Origin of the sequence: Arcobacter sp. CECT 8985 (genome assembly GCF_004116495.1) — a bacterium.
GTDB lineage: Bacteria > Campylobacterota > Campylobacteria > Campylobacterales > Arcobacteraceae > Malaciobacter.
This window is the reverse complement of record NZ_PDKC01000012.1, coordinates 1-17,646: the sequence shown is the minus strand read 5'-3', so window position 1 is coordinate 17,646 and position 17,646 is coordinate 1. Positions and strand designations below refer to the sequence as shown.

14 protein-coding genes are annotated in these 17,646 nt (G+C 25.6%); 5 read left to right on the top strand and 9 right to left on the bottom strand.

Annotation, left to right across the window (positions count from 1 at the left end):
* The first annotated feature begins 104 nt into the window (after positions 1 to 104).
* The gene (locus CRU93_RS06855) at positions 105 to 2,078 is read left to right on the top strand and encodes a choline BCCT transporter BetT (RefSeq protein ID WP_129103448.1); all 1,974 of its coding nucleotides are present in this window, start codon (positions 105 to 107) and stop codon (positions 2,076 to 2,078) included.
* A gap of 23 nt (positions 2,079 to 2,101) precedes the next feature.
* Here the strand turns inward: CRU93_RS06855 and CRU93_RS06850 are convergent, their stop codons facing one another.
* The 4 genes from CRU93_RS06850 to CRU93_RS06835 are packed head-to-tail and all read right to left on the bottom strand — an operon-like array spanning position 2,102 to position 5,591.
* The gene (locus tag CRU93_RS06850) at positions 2,102 to 3,190 is read right to left on the bottom strand and encodes an aminoacetone oxidase family FAD-binding enzyme (RefSeq protein ID WP_258238855.1); all 1,089 of its coding nucleotides are present in this window, start codon (positions 3,188 to 3,190) and stop codon (positions 2,102 to 2,104) included.
* Positions 3,191 to 3,219: 29 nt separating this feature from the next.
* Entirely contained in the window at positions 3,220 to 4,470 is a 1,251-nt protein-coding gene (locus CRU93_RS06845; RefSeq protein ID WP_129103446.1) for an ArsS family sensor histidine kinase, read from the bottom strand.
* Positions 4,467 to 5,147 (bottom strand): response regulator transcription factor, encoded by a 681-nt coding sequence (locus CRU93_RS06840; RefSeq protein ID WP_129103445.1) that lies wholly within the window; start codon positions 5,145 to 5,147, stop codon positions 4,467 to 4,469. The genes CRU93_RS06845 and CRU93_RS06840 overlap by 4 nt, the downstream gene beginning before the upstream one ends.
* Positions 5,148 to 5,150: 3 nt before the next feature.
* Positions 5,151 to 5,591: a Spy/CpxP family protein refolding chaperone gene (locus tag CRU93_RS06835; RefSeq protein WP_129103444.1), complete on the bottom strand. Its 441-nt coding sequence runs from the start codon at positions 5,589 to 5,591 to the stop codon at positions 5,151 to 5,153.
* Between the two features lie 170 nt (positions 5,592 to 5,761).
* On the opposite strand from CRU93_RS06835, the gene CRU93_RS06830 reads away from it, so the two are divergent.
* A complete protein-coding gene (locus CRU93_RS06830; protein ID WP_129103443.1) occupies positions 5,762 to 7,057 on the top strand; it encodes an FAD-dependent oxidoreductase in 1,296 nt (431 codons plus the stop codon).
* Positions 7,058 to 7,189: 132 nt separating this feature from the next.
* Here the strand turns inward: CRU93_RS06830 and mfd are convergent, their stop codons facing one another.
* Genes mfd through CRU93_RS06815 form a run of 3 tightly spaced genes read right to left on the bottom strand, consistent with a single transcriptional unit; the run spans position 7,190 to position 11,185 of the window.
* A complete protein-coding gene (gene mfd, locus CRU93_RS06825) occupies positions 7,190 to 10,159 on the bottom strand; it encodes a transcription-repair coupling factor (protein ID WP_129103442.1) in 2,970 nt (989 codons plus the stop codon).
* 3 nt (positions 10,160 to 10,162) lie between these two features.
* A complete protein-coding gene (locus tag CRU93_RS06820) occupies positions 10,163 to 10,468 on the bottom strand; it encodes a hypothetical protein (protein WP_129103441.1) in 306 nt (101 codons plus the stop codon).
* 6 nt (positions 10,469 to 10,474) lie between these two features.
* A complete protein-coding gene (locus CRU93_RS06815) occupies positions 10,475 to 11,185 on the bottom strand; it encodes a DUF445 domain-containing protein (RefSeq protein ID WP_129103440.1) in 711 nt (236 codons plus the stop codon).
* A gap of 118 nt (positions 11,186 to 11,303) precedes the next feature.
* Between CRU93_RS06815 and CRU93_RS06810 the strand changes: the two genes are divergently transcribed.
* Complete coding sequence (locus tag CRU93_RS06810; protein ID WP_129103439.1) at positions 11,304 to 13,007, top strand: lysophospholipid acyltransferase family protein; 1,704 nt, start codon at positions 11,304 to 11,306, stop codon at positions 13,005 to 13,007.
* A 12-nt stretch (positions 13,008 to 13,019) separates the two neighbouring features.
* Here CRU93_RS06810 and CRU93_RS06805 read toward each other — a convergent pair whose 3' ends face one another.
* Both CRU93_RS06805 and CRU93_RS06800 read right to left on the bottom strand, forming a co-directional pair.
* Positions 13,020 to 14,852, bottom strand: a complete 1,833-nt coding sequence (locus CRU93_RS06805) for a histidine kinase dimerization/phosphoacceptor domain -containing protein (protein ID WP_129103438.1) — start codon at positions 14,850 to 14,852, stop codon at positions 13,020 to 13,022.
* Positions 14,845 to 15,579: a response regulator gene (locus CRU93_RS06800; RefSeq protein ID WP_129103437.1), complete on the bottom strand. Its 735-nt coding sequence runs from the start codon at positions 15,577 to 15,579 to the stop codon at positions 14,845 to 14,847. The genes CRU93_RS06805 and CRU93_RS06800 overlap by 8 nt, the downstream gene beginning before the upstream one ends.
* Before the next feature lie 203 nt (positions 15,580 to 15,782).
* Here CRU93_RS06800 and CRU93_RS06795 point away from each other — a divergent pair, with 203 nt between their 5' ends.
* Complete coding sequence (locus tag CRU93_RS06795) at positions 15,783 to 16,046, top strand: hypothetical protein (RefSeq protein ID WP_129103436.1); 264 nt, start codon at positions 15,783 to 15,785, stop codon at positions 16,044 to 16,046.
* Positions 16,047 to 16,048: 2 nt separating this feature from the next.
* On the top strand, positions 16,049 to 17,590 hold the full coding sequence (locus CRU93_RS06790) for a PepSY domain-containing protein (RefSeq protein ID WP_129103435.1): 1,542 nt from the start codon (positions 16,049 to 16,051) through the stop codon (positions 17,588 to 17,590).
* Positions 17,591 to 17,646 lie beyond the last annotated feature (56 nt).

The following is a 17,646-nucleotide window of genomic DNA, read 5'->3' as shown; positions in this document are numbered from 1 at the left end:
CCTATATTAGTTCTAAAAAAATTGATTGAATTTAAGATTAAGAAAAAAAGTGTAAAATTACTGCAGTTTAATTTACATTATGTAAAATTAATTAAAGGATAAAGATGAGTTCAAAACTTAACAAACATGTTTTTTTTATCTCATCAGCAATCATTATCGTATTATCTCTTTTTGCAGCGATATTACCAAAAGTTGCTGATGATTTTTTTAAAAAATTACAAGATGTAATTGTACAAAATGGTAGCTGGTTTTATGTATTAACGGTGGCAATTATTTTAATTACTGTTTTCTATCTAGCTTTATCAAAATATGGAGATATTAAATTAGGACCTGATCACTCTACAGCTGATTATTCTTATTTATCTTGGTTTGCTATGTTATTTTCTGCTGGTATGGGTATTGGTTTAATGTTTTTTGGTGTAGCAGAACCAGTAATGCACTTTTTAAATCCACCTATTGGAGATGGAAGTACTATTGAATCAGCAAAAGAAGCTTTAAGAATTACATTCTTTCACTGGGGTTTACACGCATGGGCAATTTATGCAATTGTTGCAATTATCCTTGCTTTTTTTAGTTATAGACACAATTTACCATTAACTTTAAGATCAGCACTGTATCCTTTAATTGGAGACAAAATTTATGGTCCAATTGGTCATGCAGTTGATATTTTTGCAGTTATTGGTACTTTATTTGGTGTTGCAACTTCACTTGGATATGGTGTTTTACAAGTAAACACAGGATTAAATTACTTATGGGATGTCCCTGTTAATACAACATCTCAAGTTATATTAATTATAGCAGTAACAGGACTTGCAACTCTTTCTGTTACAACAGGACTTGATAAAGGTATCAAGATATTATCAGAAATAAATCTTGTTTTAGCAGTACTTCTTTTACTCTTTGTTCTAGTTGCAGGGAATACTATTTTCTTACTTCAAGCTTATGTTCAAAATGTTGGAGATTATGCTTCAAATTTATTAAAAAGTACATTTAATCTATTTGCCTATCAAAAGACCGATTGGCTTGGGGGATGGACTATTTTATATTGGGCTTGGTGGATTTCTTGGTCACCATTTGTTGGACTATTCATTGCAAGAATTAGTAGAGGTAGAACAATTAGAGAATTTACACTTGGAGTATTATTAGTTCCAACAGGTTTTACTTTAATGTGGATGACTTTCTTTGGTAACTCTGCAATTAGTTTAATTTTAAATGATGGATTTACTGCATTTGGAGAAGTAGTAAAAAATAATGTTCCTATTGCAATATTCGCCTTTTTAGAACACTTTAGTTTTAGTGGATTAACTTCAATTGTTGCAACTGTAATGGTTATTGTATTTTTTGTTACATCTTCAGACTCTGGTTCAATGGTTATTGATATGCTTTGTTCAAATGGTAATGATGATACACCAATATGGCAAAGAGTTTATTGGGCTGTGGGTGAAGGTGTTATTGCTTCAATTCTAATTTTAGCAGGTGGTCTTAGTGCATTACAAACCATGACAATTGCTAGTGCCTTACCATTTTCTATTGTATTATTAGTAGCTTGTTATGGATTAATTAAAGCATTAAGAGTTGATATAGCAAAAAAAGAGAGTCTTCAATATACTGGAACTCAAATGACAACAACAAATAATAATGCAGATTGGGATACAAGACTTAGTAATATTATTGATTATCCATCAAAAAGTAATGTTAAAAGGTTTATTCAAAAAGTTGCTAAACCTGCATTAACTGATGTTGCAGATGAGTTAAAAAAACATGAACTTGATGTTGCTGTTACAGAAACACAAGAAGGCGTATCTCTTACAGTTAATTTAGGAGAAGAAGGTAACTTTGGCGAAAATAAAAACTTTATTTATAAAATAAAAATAGTAGCTAGAGTAAAACCTAGTTTTGCAGTTGAAGAAAAAGCCGATGACGAAAGAACAGAAGATGAATTATATTATTGTGCCGTAATTCACTTAATTGAAGGTGGTCAAGACTATGATATTATGGGATGGTCAAAAGATGGCATCAGAAATGATATTGTTGATCACTACCAAAAACATATGCATTTTATTCATTTATTAAGTTAGTAACAAAAGTTACTAACTTAATATTATATTTTTTTAGCACAACTCATAGCACTAGAAAAAGCAAACTGAAAATTATATCCTCCAAGTTCACCTGTAACATCTAAGCATTCACCTAAAAAATATAGATTCTTAACTTTTAAACTCTGCATAGAATCAACATCTATTTCATCTGTACTAATTCCACCTTTTGTAACTTCAGCTTTTGTAAAACCAAAATTACCAGCTGGTGCAAATTCATAGTTATGTATAGTTTCTAACTTTTCAATTTCATCTTTATTTAGCTTGTTACAAGGTTTATCTTCAAGTTCTATTGAAGTTAAAAACTCTTGAACAAATCTTTTTGGTAAAGGTAATCTTGAACTAATTAATGCATTTCCACTCAAAAGCTTTTTTACTTTTTTACCTGGTAAAAAATCAAAACTCATTTTTCCTTTTTTCCAATATAAAGAACTATTTAAAATAATAGGTCCAGAGCATCCTTTATGTGCAAATAACAAAGATCCGTAAAAAGATTTTCCTTCAACCTTCGCTTTTGCCATAATTGATAAACCGCTAAGTTTTTTGAACCAAAATTGATCTTTTTGAACAGTAAAACCTACAAGTGCTGGATTTAAGATTGTAACAGTATGTCCAAATTTTGAAGCAATATCAAAAGCAATAGAACTAGCACCTAAACTAGCATAAGATAAAGCGCCACTTGCAACAACAAGTTTTTTCGCTTTTATACTTTTTGTATCAGTTTTTATAGTAAATACCTCATCATAATCAACATCAATTACTTTTGTATTCAAATATTTTTTTATATGAGTTGTAAGTTTTGTAAACATTTCAATAACATCAGAAGAGCTATTACAAAAATATGTTCCTTTTACTAATTTCGGGTTTATTTTAGGATAAACACCATTTTTATTTAAAAAAGCAAGTAACTGTTCATTTGTAAAGTTTTTTAAAACTTTTTTAACAAATTCTTTATTCCCTAAATAATTATCACAAGTTACTAAATTATTCGTAATATTACATTTAGCTCCACCACTAACTTTTATTTTTTGTCCTATTTTACTATTTGTCTCAATTAAACAAACATCTTTATTTTTTAGTTGGCTTGCAAGCATAAGACCACTAGCTCCAGCACCAATAATTGCTATTTCGTAGATGTTATTTCCTTTTTACATCTAAATGTATTTATTCCATTGCTATAAGAATACTGTAAGATATAATTATTTGCTTTTAGAATATTATGAATAATATATAAACCTAAACCAAAAGAATCAGTTGGTGTATCTTCTGATGCAAAAAATGGCTCATAATATGAAGTTAAATCATATTTGAGTTTTTCACCTTTGTTTTCAAAAATAATATCTTCTTGATCAGATTTTATTATTACTTTTTTATCTGATGAATATTTAATTGCATTATCAATTAAATTTTTAACTGCAATTGAAAAAAGTTTATAATTAATATGCACTTTTTTATTTTCATATTTATGTTCTACTTTTTCATCTTCAATCATAAGAATATCTTTTGCATTATCTACAATGTCATCGATATAATAGTAGTTTTTTTCAATATTTTTACTTGAAGATATCAATTCTTCGATTGATGCAAATTCATTTATTAAAGACTCTAATCTATTAAATACTTCTCTTAGTTTTTCATCATTTTGTTCATTATTTTCAATTTCTACTAAAAACTTACCTTTTGTAATTGGTGTTTTTAATTCATGCATAATATTTCTAATAAAAACATTTCTTGCTTCTTTTATATTTTTCAATTTTTTTGCAGTGTTTTTGAATTCCAAAGCAAGAAGAGAAACTTCATCTTTTCTATTTGTATTACAACACTCAAAATCAAAATTTTCATCACCTAATGTTTTAACTTTATCTTTTAATATTTTAAGAGGCATAAGTTTTCTAAGTGTAATTAAATACATTAATATTGTTGTAATAATAACGATTAAAAAAACTAAGATTATATATATATGCGTGAAATTATTATGTGTAGCTTTATCTTTAATAAGTAGCATTTCATGCTTTTTTTTCATATATATGTAATTTTTATCTTTTAGTTTTAATATTCTTAAAATATTTTGACCAGAAGGATTTTTTCTTTCAACTAAAACTTTAGTTTTAGGATTATATGTAATTGCATTCATTCTTTTTTTAGATACAAGACTATAATTAATCTCTTCTAATGTTTTTAAAAAGTCCTCATTTATTCCACCTCTATGGTGTTGTCTTATTACCATTTTAATAATAGGAACATACTTTTCTATTAGTTGTTCTTCTATATTTTTATAATTATGTGTCATTAAAATTGTAAAACTTGCAATTACTAAAATAATTGAAATTATAAAGCTTACTGTTATTGTAAAAAATATTGATTGTCTATTCATTGTATAAATTTATATCCCATCCCTCTAATTGTTTGAAGATACTTTGGATCTTTTGAATTATCTTCAATTTTTTGTCTTATTCTATTTATGATAACTGCCAATGAGCCTGAATTCTCATAATCATGATTTAATAAATCAGAATTATCAAAAATCTCCTCTCTTGTAACAATAAATCCTTCTCTTTTTATTAATAAAGATAAAACTTCATACTCAGCTGCTGTTAATTTAATATATTGACCTTTTTTTGTAATCTCTCTTTTTTCTTTGTCTAAATTAAATATTTTCTTTTTAGTATCTTCTGTATCTTCTGTATTTTTATTATATCTTCTTAAAATAGTTTTTATTCTTACTTCTAATTCTCTTGGGTCATAAGGTTTTGGCAGATAATCATCTGCTCCAATTTGCAATGCTGTTACTTTATCAGTAATATCACTTCTTGCACTAGAAATTATAATTGGAATATTATATTTTTCAACAACTTCTTTACATACATCAAGTCCATCCATACCAGGAAGTGTTAAGTCTAATATCAATAAGTCAAATTTATGAATTCTTAAACTTGAAAGAGCCAAAAAAGGCTCTTCAAAATTTACAACTTCTATATTGAACTTTTTAAGATATTGAATTAATAATTCAGCTAGTTGAATATCATCTTCAACCATCGCAATTTTTATCAAAGATTATCCTTTAAATTTACTAGTTTTTAAATCCAACAATACTTTAAATTGTTCTTTTTGCTCATTAGTTAATACATCATAAATATCTGCAACCATTTGTGCTTTCAATTTTATCATATTCTCTCTTTTAGAAGAAAGAATTTCTATAAATTTATTTTTATCAAACTCTTTTTTTGTAAAAGCATCATTAATCGTTTGCATTTTACCCTTATTTGTTCTTACTACTTTTGCAATTTTCATTTTTTGATCTGCTGTTAAATTTAACTGTTTAACAACACTCATAATTCCAAATTTTTTGTAATTTGATTTTCTCATCATATGCTTTTTATACATCTTTTTATCATTTGAAAATTGACAATTTCTATCACCATTATTTTGATATGCAAATAAACCTGTTGTTAAAAGTGCAGTTGCTAATACCCCTGATAATAATTTTGTTTTCATTTTAACTCCTAATTTTTATATATGAAAATTATAAAGTAGAGTCTTTAACAACATATAAACTCATTATTAACAAATATTAATGAGTTTAAAATAATATTAAAAAGATTTATTAATTTTTATTATTATAAATATAAATTTTAGTTAAAATAAAAAAAACAATTGGAGAGATTATGATAAGAAGAGACTTTTTTAAATACTCACTATTTGCAGCTTCAATATTAACAACTACAAAAATAAATGCTTATTTAATTAATGAAAATATTAAAAAAAGTAAAATAGTTATCTGTGGAGGTGGTTTTTCTGGGCTTACTTGTGCTAAAAGGCTAAAGCAATTAGACAAAAATTTAGATGTTACATTAATTGAGAAAAATGAAAACTTTTCTTCTTGCCCTTTTTCAAATTTGTGGATAGGTGATGTAAAAAACATAAGTTATGAAGATTTAAATTATGATTATTATAAAACAGTAGAAAAAAACAGATTCAACTTTATAAATGAAACAATTATTAAAATAGATAAAGATAAAAAATTAGTATACACTACAGAAAATATAATTAAATATGATTACTTAATTTTAGCATTGGGAATACAATACAATTACAAAAAAATTTTAAAAGATGAAAATAAAATTAAAAAGTGTAAAGTTCAAACTCCAGCAGCACTAATTCCAGGAAATGAACACTTAGCTTTAAAAAGAATAGTTAAAAATTTCAATAGTGGTAACTTTATCATTTCAATTCCAAATGGAGCTTATAGATGCCCACCTGGACCTTATGAAAGAGCTTGTATGATTGCAAACTATTTTCAAACTCATAAAATTGATGCAAAAGTAATTATTCTTGATCCAAGGGATAAACCAGCAGCAAAACCTTATAAATTTTTAAAAGCATTTAAACAGTTTTATAAAAATACTATTATTTATAAACCATACAGTAGTTTTAAAGATATAGATTTTGAAAAAAAAGAGATTATATATAAAAATTTTGATGAAAAAGAGTTAGAATACCTTGATAAAAAAATATCATTTGAACAAGCTAATATAATTCCTCCAAATGAAGCTAACAGCCTTATTAAAAACTCAGGTTTTGCTGTCAATGAATCAGGTTGGGCAAGACTTAAGAAACCAACTTTTAGATCAATAAGTGATGATAGAGTTTATATACTAGGTGATGCACAAGGCGAATATGCTTTTGCCAAATCTGCACAAATGGCAAACTCTTGTGGATATATAGTTGCAGAAGAGATAATAAGTAGATTAAAAAAACAAAAATTTGATTACAAAAATAATATGCCTGGAAATGTTTGTTATTCAATGGTAAATAAAAATGAAGCTGTAAGTATTACTCATAGCTACGAATATACTAATACTTTTATTGCAAATTATGAGATTTCTGATATTTCAAAAGATGTTGCAGATGCTGCAAAAGCATGGTATTTTGGAATGATTAATGAAATTTTGGAAATTTAAATAAAAAAAGTAATTAAACCCACTTTTTATACACTTGTGTTATTTATAATTACGGCTGAAAAACATATTAGGACTCAATGTTTTCTTCCTTTAAAAGAGAAAGTTCTCCCTCTTTCTCTTTTATTATTTATTTTATTTTCTCAAATATTTCAATGTTGCTGCAATAATATCATCATCATCTTTGCTTGGTGATTTTATACTCTGTTTTGAATCATCATTTTTAATAAATGTTATATTCATTTCATAAGAACTTATTTGTCTAATATTTTTACTTATTGCATAAATTTTGATAAGAATTAACTCTAAGAACTGTTTTGTTGGAATATCTGGTTTACCAAATCTATCTTCCATCTCTTCTTCAATAGTATAAACTTCTTCTTTGCTAGTTGATTTACTCAATCTTCTATATAATTCAAGTCTTACTCTATCTTCACTTATATAATCACTTGAAATAAATGCACTAATAGCAAGTTTAATATCTACATTTTTATTCTCTTCTTTTGTTTCACCACTTAAAGTTGCTAATGCATCTTCTAGCATTTTTAAGTATAGTCCATAACCTATTTGTTTAATATGACCACTTTGAGCTTCACCAACAATATTTCCACCACCTCTTATTTCTAAGTCTTGATGAGCTAATGCTGTTCCACTTCCTAAATATGAGTTTGATTCTAAAGCAACTAATCTTTTTATAGCATCACTTGTAATTGTCTTTTTATCTTCCACAACATAATAACAAAAACCTTCTTTGTCACTTCGCCCTACTCTTCCTCTTAATTGATGTAAATCTGCAATACCAAATCTATCTGCACCATCAATAATTATTGAGTTTGCATTTGGTAAGTGAAGACCAGATTCTACAATTGAAGTAGCTAAAAGAACATCAAACTCTTTATTTTCAAAAGCATCAATTATTTTTTCTGCATCAGCAGGTTTTATTTTTGAGTGAATTACTTCTACTTTTATATTTGGAACAATTTGCTCAATATCACTCTTTTTAGCTTCAATTGAAGCAATATTGTTATGAACATAAAAAAGTTGTCCACCCCTTCTTTTTTCTCTTAAAATAATCTCTTTAATAAGTTTTTCACTAAACTCTTTTACATAAGTTCTAACTCCAAGTCTTTCATGGGGAGGAGTAAGTAAACTACTCATTCCTTTTAATTTACTAAGTGCAAGATTTAAAGTTCTTGGAATTGGTGTTGCACTCATTGAGAATATATGTACATCTTCTCTTAATGCTTTTAATTTTTCTTTTTGTTTTACACCAAATTTATGTTCTTCATCAATTACAACTAATGCAAGATTATTTGTTTTTACTCCAAGTAAAGAGTGTGTTCCAACCACTAATTGAATCTCTCCACTTTCTAGGCCTTTTTTAGTATGGTTTTTCTCTTTTGTAGTAGATTTTCCATCAAGCCTAGCCATTTTTATACCGTAATCTTTAAATCGTTTTTCCATACTGTGATAATGTTGTGTTGAAAGAAGTGTAGTAGGACATACAAAAATAGCTTGATATCCATCTAAAAGTGTTGCTAATAAAGCATTCATAGCAACTTCAGTTTTACCAAAACCAACATCACCAGAAAGTAGTCTATCCATTACTTTTCCGCTACTTAAATCATTAAAGATTTCTCTAATACTTCTAGTTTGATCTTTTGTATATTCAAACCCTGATTTTTTCTGGAAATCTATTAAAAGTTGTTTATCAGTATTAATTTTTATACCATTGATTAACTCTCTTGCTGCTGCAATTTTTATAATATCATTTGCAATTGCAAAAAGCTTATCTTTTACTTTTTGCTTTAATTTGGCAAAACTTCCTTTTCCTAACTTATCAACAACAGCATAAGAGCTCCCATCTGCAACATACCTATCAATTAAGTCAAGGTTTTCAACAGGAATTAGTAATTTATCATCACCAGCATATAAAACAACAACAAAATCTCTTTTTGCGCCCATTACAGTTACTGGTTCTATTCCATTATATTTACCAATACCATGTTTTTCATGAACTACAAAATCACCCTCTTGTAATTCATCAAGAACTAGTTTTACTCTTTTTTTTCTTCTTTTTTTAACCTCTTTATTTAAAGAGATTATAACCTCTTTATCGCTAACTAAATTTATAATATATGGTTTTATTATATAGTTGATTTTTTCATTATTTAAATCTAAATCAAAACCTTTTATTTTAGCTTCGCTTGTAGAAATTATTGTTATTTTTTTATCTTCATGAAATGTTAAAAAATCACGAACATTTGCAACATCAACCTCTTTGTAATTTTTTGATTTAGGAATAATTGGTGTTTGTAAAAACTTCTGTTTTTCTAATCTTTTCTCTTCAAAAACATAAACTTCATTTAATTCATCTAAAGCTTCATATGTTATATAACTATTCATATTTGAAGGAAGATACTCACCTAAATCATTTAAATACCAAAATCCTAAAGAGTGAATATCTTTTATAAAAGCATCAGATTCTACATGTTGAACCTCTTCATTTAACTCTTCAAAAGTTGCTTCATCAAGTGCTAAAAAAGCAGGACTTATATCAAAACTTTCAATCTCTTCTTTAAAAGATTTTTGATCTTCAATATCAAATTTTCGAATACTTTCAACTTCATCATCAAAAAGTGAAATTCTATATCCAAAATCACTTCCTAATGGGCAAATATCAATAATATCCCCTCTAAAGGATACTTCTGATTGAGATGTTACAATATCTACAAAGTAATATCCCCAATTGTAAAGTTTTGATTTAAATTCTTCTATATTTAATCTATCTGCAAAGTTTACAGTAAATGTATCAAAGCACTTTGCTTTTGGCATAGAGTATGAGATTGTTCTAATTGGTGAGATTAATATCTTATTTTGTTTTTTATAGTTATAAAAATTATTTAATGATTTTGTTATATCTTGTAACTCTTCACTAAAGGATAATAAATCATCACCAAAATTTGCTCTAAAATCTGCTAACACAAAAGCTTCATACCCATAGTATGAAACTATGTCTGAAGCTACTTGTGCTTGTTTATCATCATTTACGATTAGTAATTGGCAGTCATTCTTTTTTGAAAAAAAATCGAAGATGTTTTTCATTAATTATTGTACTTTTTCAAAGTCATTTGTATTTTTATCAAACTTATAAGCTTGCCATGGTAAATCACCTATTTGGAAAATCATACCACAATCATCAAAACCAGATTTTAACAATCCTTTTCTGAAGATTTCTAAAATAAATGCTTTTGTACCAAATGTACCAGTTGTACTTTTTCCTGAGTATGCATATTTTTCACCTTCAACGATTTTGAATCCCTCTTTTATAACATGTTTTTCAAAAACTTCTTGGTCTTTTAGTCCTTCAAGTTCTAATACCACTAATACTTCTAATTCTTCTTGTTCTTCCATTATATTTTATCCTACTATTATAGTTGTAATAAATCCTATAGCACCACCAAAGACAGCACCCCAGACTACTAACCAGCCTAAATGTTCTTTTATCATTTTTTGAACTATTTGTTTAACCATCTTAGGAGTTAGTTCATCTAATCGTTTATTAACTATATTACTTACTTTCTCATAAATATCATCAGTTACATCTTTGTTTTTTAAACTTTGATGTAATGCATTTTGAAAAGTCTCATTTTTTGAGATATTTATAATTGCACCTTGAAGTTTTTCAACAAAAGGTTCTTTTAGAGGTTCTAAAGCCTGCTCTCCACCAAACATTCCTAACATTCCACCAAAAGAAGAGTTCATAACTGCTTCTTTTAAAGAATCAAATGCAGGTGTAAAATCAGTCTTTTGCAATATTAGTGATAAATCAAAATTTGATTTATCACTACTAACTTCCTCTTCAAAGAATTTATTTAAATTATCTTTTGTAAAAAACTCATTCATCATAAGTGAATGTATTGCAGATTTAAAATCTTCAAATCTACTTTCAACAACACCACTTCCATATAAAAAAGGTACCTTCTCAAATAACATATGCACAGCAATAGCATTCGTTATTGCTCCACTAAATGCAAATAGTCCAACCATTAATACAACATTATTATCAATCAAATAACCAATAATAATTAATATAAAAGTTAAAAAATTTGAAATTATTGATTTATTCATTTATGACCTTTCTTATATTTTGCGAGATTTTAGCATATTTTTCATCAAAAAAAAGAAAAGTAACCTTTTGTAACTTAAATGTAACTGTGATTAATTAAACTTTCTTCAAAGGATTGTAATGGTAAATGTAGAAGAAGAAATTATAAAAAAGTTTCCCAAAATCACTAAAAACGGTAACTTTTTAAATAAATCAATTTTAGCAATTGCAAAAAAAATTGTACATGAAGAACACATAAATGACTTTTTAGAAAAAAATGCTCACTTAACAGGTTTTGAATTTGTTGATGCTGTGTTAGACTATTTTGATTTTGATTATACGGTTTCAAGTAATAATATGCAAAACATTCCTACAACAGGAAAAGTTGTAATCATTGCAAACCATCCTTTAGGTGGGCTAGATGCACTTTGTTTATTAAGATTAATTGGCAGTATAAGACATGATGTAAAAATAGTTGCAAATGATTTTTTAGTTGGAATTGATGCACTAAAACCACTTATGATTCCAATAGATAATTATAAAATGAGACAATCAAAAAATGACATAAAAGCTGTATATAAAGCACTAAATAATGAAGAGGCAATTATTATATTTCCAGCTGGTGAAGTAAGTCGTGCAAGTGCAAAAGGTATAATAGATCCAATATGGAATAAAGGTTTTTTAAACTTTGCAATAAACTCAAATGCTCCTATTTTACCCATATTAATAGATGGAAAAAACTCAAAAACTTTTTATACAATGTCAGTAATAAATAAAACATTTTCAACTCTACTTTTATCACATGAAATGTTTAAAAATAAATCTAAAAATATAAATATAAAAATTGGTGAAATAATTTCAAATGAACATATAAAACCAAAAGGTATAAATAAAAAATATCTTATAAATTTATATAAAAAACATTTATATGCTTTAAAAAAAGGCAAAAAATCATTTTTTATTACACAAAAAGCAATTGCACATCCGCAAAATAGAAAAGAATTAATTTCTGAATTAAAAAACTCAGAACAAATTGGAGAAACAAAGGATGGTAAAAAGATATATCTTTATGATTATCATGATGATTCAACTGTTTTAAAAGAGTTAGGACGGTTAAGAGAACTTAGCTTTAGAAAAGTAGGTGAAGGAATAAATAAAAAAAGAGATACGGATAAATATGATATTTATTATAGACATATAATTCTTTGGGATGATAATGATTTAGAAATAGTTGGTGCATATAGAATTGGAGATGGTGATTTTATTAATAAAAATATTGGAATAAAAGGCTTTTATTCAAATAGTTTATTTAAATATCATAACGATTTTTCTTTTTATTTAAAAAACTCCATTGAACTTGGTAGAAGTTTTGTTCAACCAAAATATTGGGGAACAAGAGCCTTGGATTACTTATGGTATGGAATTGGTGCATACTTAAGAAAAAATCCGCATATAAAATATATGTTTGGACCAGTTACAATATCAGGTTCTTTTCCAAAAGTTGCAAAAGATATGTTAATTTTTTATTATTCACATTATTTTTTAGGAAAGAATATGATTGAATCTAGAATTCCATATCAGTACTCTTCAAACGTTCAAGACTTAAAAGAGATATTTTTTATGAATGATAGAAAAAAAGATTTTAAGATATTAAAATCTTCTCTTAATACAATGGGTGTTGCAGTACCTACTTTATTCAAACAATATGCAGAAATTTGTGAAGATGGAGGTGTTGAATTTTTAGGATTTAATATAGACCCAGATTTTAGTGATTGTGTTGATGGTTTTATATTAGTAAAAATTGATAAAATAAAAGAGAATCAAAGAAGAAGATATATAGGTTAAAAGCTATTTTACTTATGTATCTTCTAAAGTTGATGTAATTAAAAATTTTGCACCATCTTCATACTTATATTTTACTTCTCCAAAAAGTTGAAATCTAACAATTGTATTAATAAGTTTTAATCCCAATGTTTTATCAGATATATTTTCAAAATCATCATTTAATCCTACTCCATTATCTTTTACAATCATTGTAAGATTTGTTTTGTTTTTTGATATTTTTATATTTAACTTTGGATTTTTATTATCTTTAAATGCATACTTAAAAGAGTTTGTAATTAACTCATTTAATATTATTGCATAAGGCATTGCTTTTTCTATATTTAGTTCAAGTTCTTCTACTTGTAAACTTATATCTACACTATTAGAGTTATTACTATAAGAGCGTGAAATTATATTAACCAAATCTTCAACATAATTTTTTAAAGATACAAAATTAATATTTTGAGATTCATACAATTTTCTATGTAATAACTCCATAGTAAAAATTCTCTCTTTTATATCAACTAAAGCTTTTTTTGTCTTGTCATCTTGAACTTCTTCTTCTTGAAGTTCTATTAATCCAATAGTTAATGCTAAATTATTTTTTACTCGATGATGTATCTCTTTTAAAAGTAAATCTTTTTCTTCTAGTGATTTACTTATCTCTTTTGTTTTCTCTTTTACTTTTATATCTAAAGTTTTAATACTATTTTCAAAAAAGTTTAGCATTGAATCAAAAGCTTGACCTAAATTCCCAATATCATCTTCACCTTTAACGCCACTTCTTATATTTTTATAACCTTGATTTACTTTTATAGCTGTTTTTGTTATTGTATTTATATTTAATAACGCTTTTCTAAAAAAAAATAAAATCATAAAAAGACTTATAACAATAGCAAGCAATGTCTCTTTTAATAAAAAAGACAACCCTGCATCTTTTTTATTGTCTATTTCATCTTTGTTTACTGTATGTACAAGGAAAAAATATCTATTTTTTCGCTCACTTAATTTTATAACCCATGTAAAAACCTCTTTATTATCTAACTTATGTAAAATTGGAGTCTTTTCATTTGCTTCTAAAAGATCATTTAGTGTTAACTTTCCAGTTGGTATATTTTTTACATTTGATAAATTACTTATAGTATATTTATCTTTTTTTACATCATAAAGAACCTCATCTTTTTTATCTAAAGCTTTGGGATTTAACCAAAATAGAGCTGTTCTTTCACTTTCTAAATTTTCATCATCTAATAAATTTGCATATATATTATTTTTTAGACTTTTCTCAAAATTTCCATGATTTATATTTAAATCTCTTTTAGTACAAGACAAAGACAAAATGATGTTAGTATTTTTAAATTTATGATTATAAAAATATACTATTTTTTTAGCATAAAAAAAAGTATTTTCATCAATTTTTTTATTTATCCAAAAATCAAAATTTTCTATATTGTTATAGGAAAAATAGTTTTGATTTTTGATTTTTTCAGACTTTAAATTTTTTAAAGTTATTATATAAGAACACATACTGAAAATTTTGCTTTTATCTATTTTAGATACTAAATCTTTTTTATTTAAACTACTAGTTAACTCAATGTTTTTTATCTCATTTATTATCTTTTCTTTATATAAATTAATCTCTAAGTTTGATTGCATTTTTAAAGATTGACCTATTACATTAAACTGCTTTTTTATCAAACCTAGAGTTTTTGAGATATTATTTAATATCTCTTTTTCATTTTGTTCTTGTATTTTTGGTATTGTAAGAACAGCTCTTGCTGCTAGAAAAATCATAATAATAAATAAAAAAGAGAAAATAACCTTTGTAGCAAAAGAGTATGTTTTTAACTTAAATACATTACTCATCTTCTTTTAAAACCTTAACTTTATATCCCTCTTCATAAAAACTTTCAAAAGGATTACATTTAAGTTTATTTTTAAGTCTATAGATTAAAGATCTAAGCTTTGACAAATCATATACATCTTCTCTCCAAATATAATTGAATATTGTATTAAAACTTACAATTTTTCCTGCATCTTTAGTAAGAACATCAAATAGTTTTTTTTCATTTTTTGTTAGTTTAAAAGATTTATCATCAATAAAAAGCTCACTCAAAACTTTATTATATTTCATATTATTTTCTAAATATATAAAATTATTATCTTTAGATATTAGATGTTCTTTATTTTTAAAAAAATATTGATGTTTATGAAGTGCTGTGTTTATAGCTACTTTTAATTCTTCATTTCTGCAAGGCTTTATCAAATATGCATATGGTTCACAATCCATTGCTTGATTTAAAATATTATCATTGTAATAAGAAGTTAAAAAAATAATTGGCATATTAAAACTCTTCCATAGATAATTAGCTACATCAATACCAGTTTTTTTTGAATTTAAATTTATATCAATTATTGCAATATCTGGATAATTATTTTGTGCATGAATAATTGCATTATCAGGAGTATTTATAATTCCACTTACATTTATTCCCATTTTTTTCAAATTTAATTCCATTGCCATAGCTAGTATTGGCTCATCTTCAACTATCATAATATTAAAGTCTTTATTTGTTATTAAGTTATTTGACAATTAATACCTCTTGATTAAATTATTTATGATAATCATACTCAATATTGTATAAAAAGTAATTTAAAATGTATTTTTTTAGATTTTTATAATTTTATTGTGCTAAAATTCGCTCAATTATAATTTTAATACTAATTATCAAAATATCATTTTAAAATCATTTTTTACTATTATAATTAGTAAAATTCAATTCTTGGAAAATTTTTATGAAAATCATTAGATTTATTAATGCCACATTTATTGGGTACTTAATCACATCACTTTTTACAATAACAATTAGTTTGACTCTTCCTTTTTATAATAAAGCAGAGTCTGTATTATTTGCAACAATGTTGTCTTTTTTTATATGGCTTACGATAATTTTATATTCATATGGAAGTAAAAGTGCAAAAAAATCAACCTTATTATTGATTAGTATTTGTATAGTTTTGGCTTTTATTAATAATTTTGTATTAAAAATAAAAGGTTAATAATGGAAAAAAGCTTTAAAGAATCAATGAGATGGCTACACACATATAGTGGATTAATTGTAGGTTGGCTTTTATTTGCAATTTTTGTAACGGGAACAACTTCATTTTATAGAAATGAAATTACAACATGGATGCAACCTGAACTTCAATACTCTAAAGAATCTAATAAAAGTTTTGATATAGCCAAAAAAAAGGCAATAGAATTATCAAAAAATAAAGATAACTTGTCAATTACTCTACCAAATAGCAGATCAAATACTATTACTGTAAGATGGTCTGAAAAACAAAAAAAAGCAAAAAGAGATAAAAGATTTGTTAAGTACTTCGATGCAACAACAGGAAAAGAATTAAATCCTAGACAAACAGCAGGTGGTAATTTTTTATATAGATTTCATTTTGAATTATATAGTATGCCAAAATTTGTAGGAAGATGGATTGTAGGAATTGCTACAATGTCAATGCTTGTTGCAATTATAACTGGAATTATTATTCATACAAGAATATTCAAAGATATTTTTACTTTTAGAAACAAAGCAAATCCAAGAGGATGGATGGATGCACATATTTTACCAGCAGTTGCAGCACTTCCTTTTCATATAATGATTACATATTCTGGATTAGTTTTACTTATGCGACTTTTAATGCCTTGGGGATTAAATAGTATATATCAAAATGATTTTAGAGCATTTTTTAGTGATTATGCAAAACTAAAACAAGTTGAAATGCATATGCCAAATAAAAAAGAAAAACAAATAACAATAGCGAAACAAAATCTTGATTCAATTTTAAATAAAGCAAATAAAATATATCCAAATAATATAGGAAGCTTTTTTATAAATAATGAAAAAGAAACAATAGTAGAAATAAGACCAAAAAAAGTAAACTCAATATTTAACCTTAGATTTGATAAAGACTCTTTAGTTTTTGATGCAAAAACAACAAAATTAATTGAAAAAAACAATGCACTTAAATCAACTAGTATTGTATCAAATACACATGCAAGTTTAGAAGCACTTCACAGAGCAAGATTTGCTGATTCTATTATTAGATTTATTTTCTTTATAGCAGGAGTAAGTGGAATAGTTCTAGCAGCGACAGGTTTAATTTTGTGGATTGAAAAAAGAAAGAAAAAGTATTCAAAGAAAAAAAGTTATGGTTTTTATTTAGTTGATAAATTAAATATTGGTACTATTGCAGGATTATTTATGGCAATTAGTGCTTATTTTATTGCAAATAGAATAATTAGCATTGATACTTTAAATCGTGAACATATAGAAATAAAAGTATTTTTTATTGTATGGCTGTTATCTTATATCCATGCTTTTATAACAAATAGTAAAAAAGCATGGGTTGAACAATTTATTGTAATCTCAATTTTGTATATTTCAATTCCTATTATAAATATATTAATGTATAAACGTAGTATTTTATTAAGAGATTCAATCTATAACTATTTTGATTTATTTTTTATATTTTGTTCTTTTACATTTGCAATTGGTTCATACTTTTTAATTAAAAAATCAAAAAAGGAAGTATCAAAATGATCTTAAATATTTTTTTTATCTATGTAGCTGCTATTTTATTATCTCTTAGTATGAAT

Coding starts and splice junctions, on each gene's coding strand:
- CRU93_RS06855 (WP_129103448.1), top strand. CDS start 105: ATGAGTTCAAAACTTAACAAACATGTTTTTTTTATCTCATCAGCAATC.
- CRU93_RS06850 (WP_258238855.1), bottom strand. CDS start 3,190: ATGCTTGCAAGCCAACTAAAAAATAAAGATGTTTGTTTAATTGAGACA.
- CRU93_RS06845 (WP_129103446.1), bottom strand. CDS start 4,470: ATGAATAGACAATCAATATTTTTTACAATAACAGTAAGCTTTATAATT.
- CRU93_RS06835 (WP_129103444.1), bottom strand. CDS start 5,591: ATGAAAACAAAATTATTATCAGGGGTATTAGCAACTGCACTTTTAACA.
- CRU93_RS06830 (WP_129103443.1), top strand. CDS start 5,762: ATGATAAGAAGAGACTTTTTTAAATACTCACTATTTGCAGCTTCAATA.
- mfd (WP_129103442.1), bottom strand. CDS start 10,159: ATGAAAAACATCTTCGATTTTTTTTCAAAAAAGAATGACTGCCAATTA.
- CRU93_RS06820 (WP_129103441.1), bottom strand. CDS start 10,468: ATGGAAGAACAAGAAGAATTAGAAGTATTAGTGGTATTAGAACTTGAA.
- CRU93_RS06815 (WP_129103440.1), bottom strand. CDS start 11,185: ATGAATAAATCAATAATTTCAAATTTTTTAACTTTTATATTAATTATT.
- CRU93_RS06810 (WP_129103439.1), top strand. CDS start 11,304: ATGGTAAATGTAGAAGAAGAAATTATAAAAAAGTTTCCCAAAATCACT.
- CRU93_RS06805 (WP_129103438.1), bottom strand. CDS start 14,852: ATGAGTAATGTATTTAAGTTAAAAACATACTCTTTTGCTACAAAGGTT.
- CRU93_RS06795 (WP_129103436.1), top strand. CDS start 15,783: ATGAAAATCATTAGATTTATTAATGCCACATTTATTGGGTACTTAATC.
- CRU93_RS06790 (WP_129103435.1), top strand. CDS start 16,049: ATGGAAAAAAGCTTTAAAGAATCAATGAGATGGCTACACACATATAGT.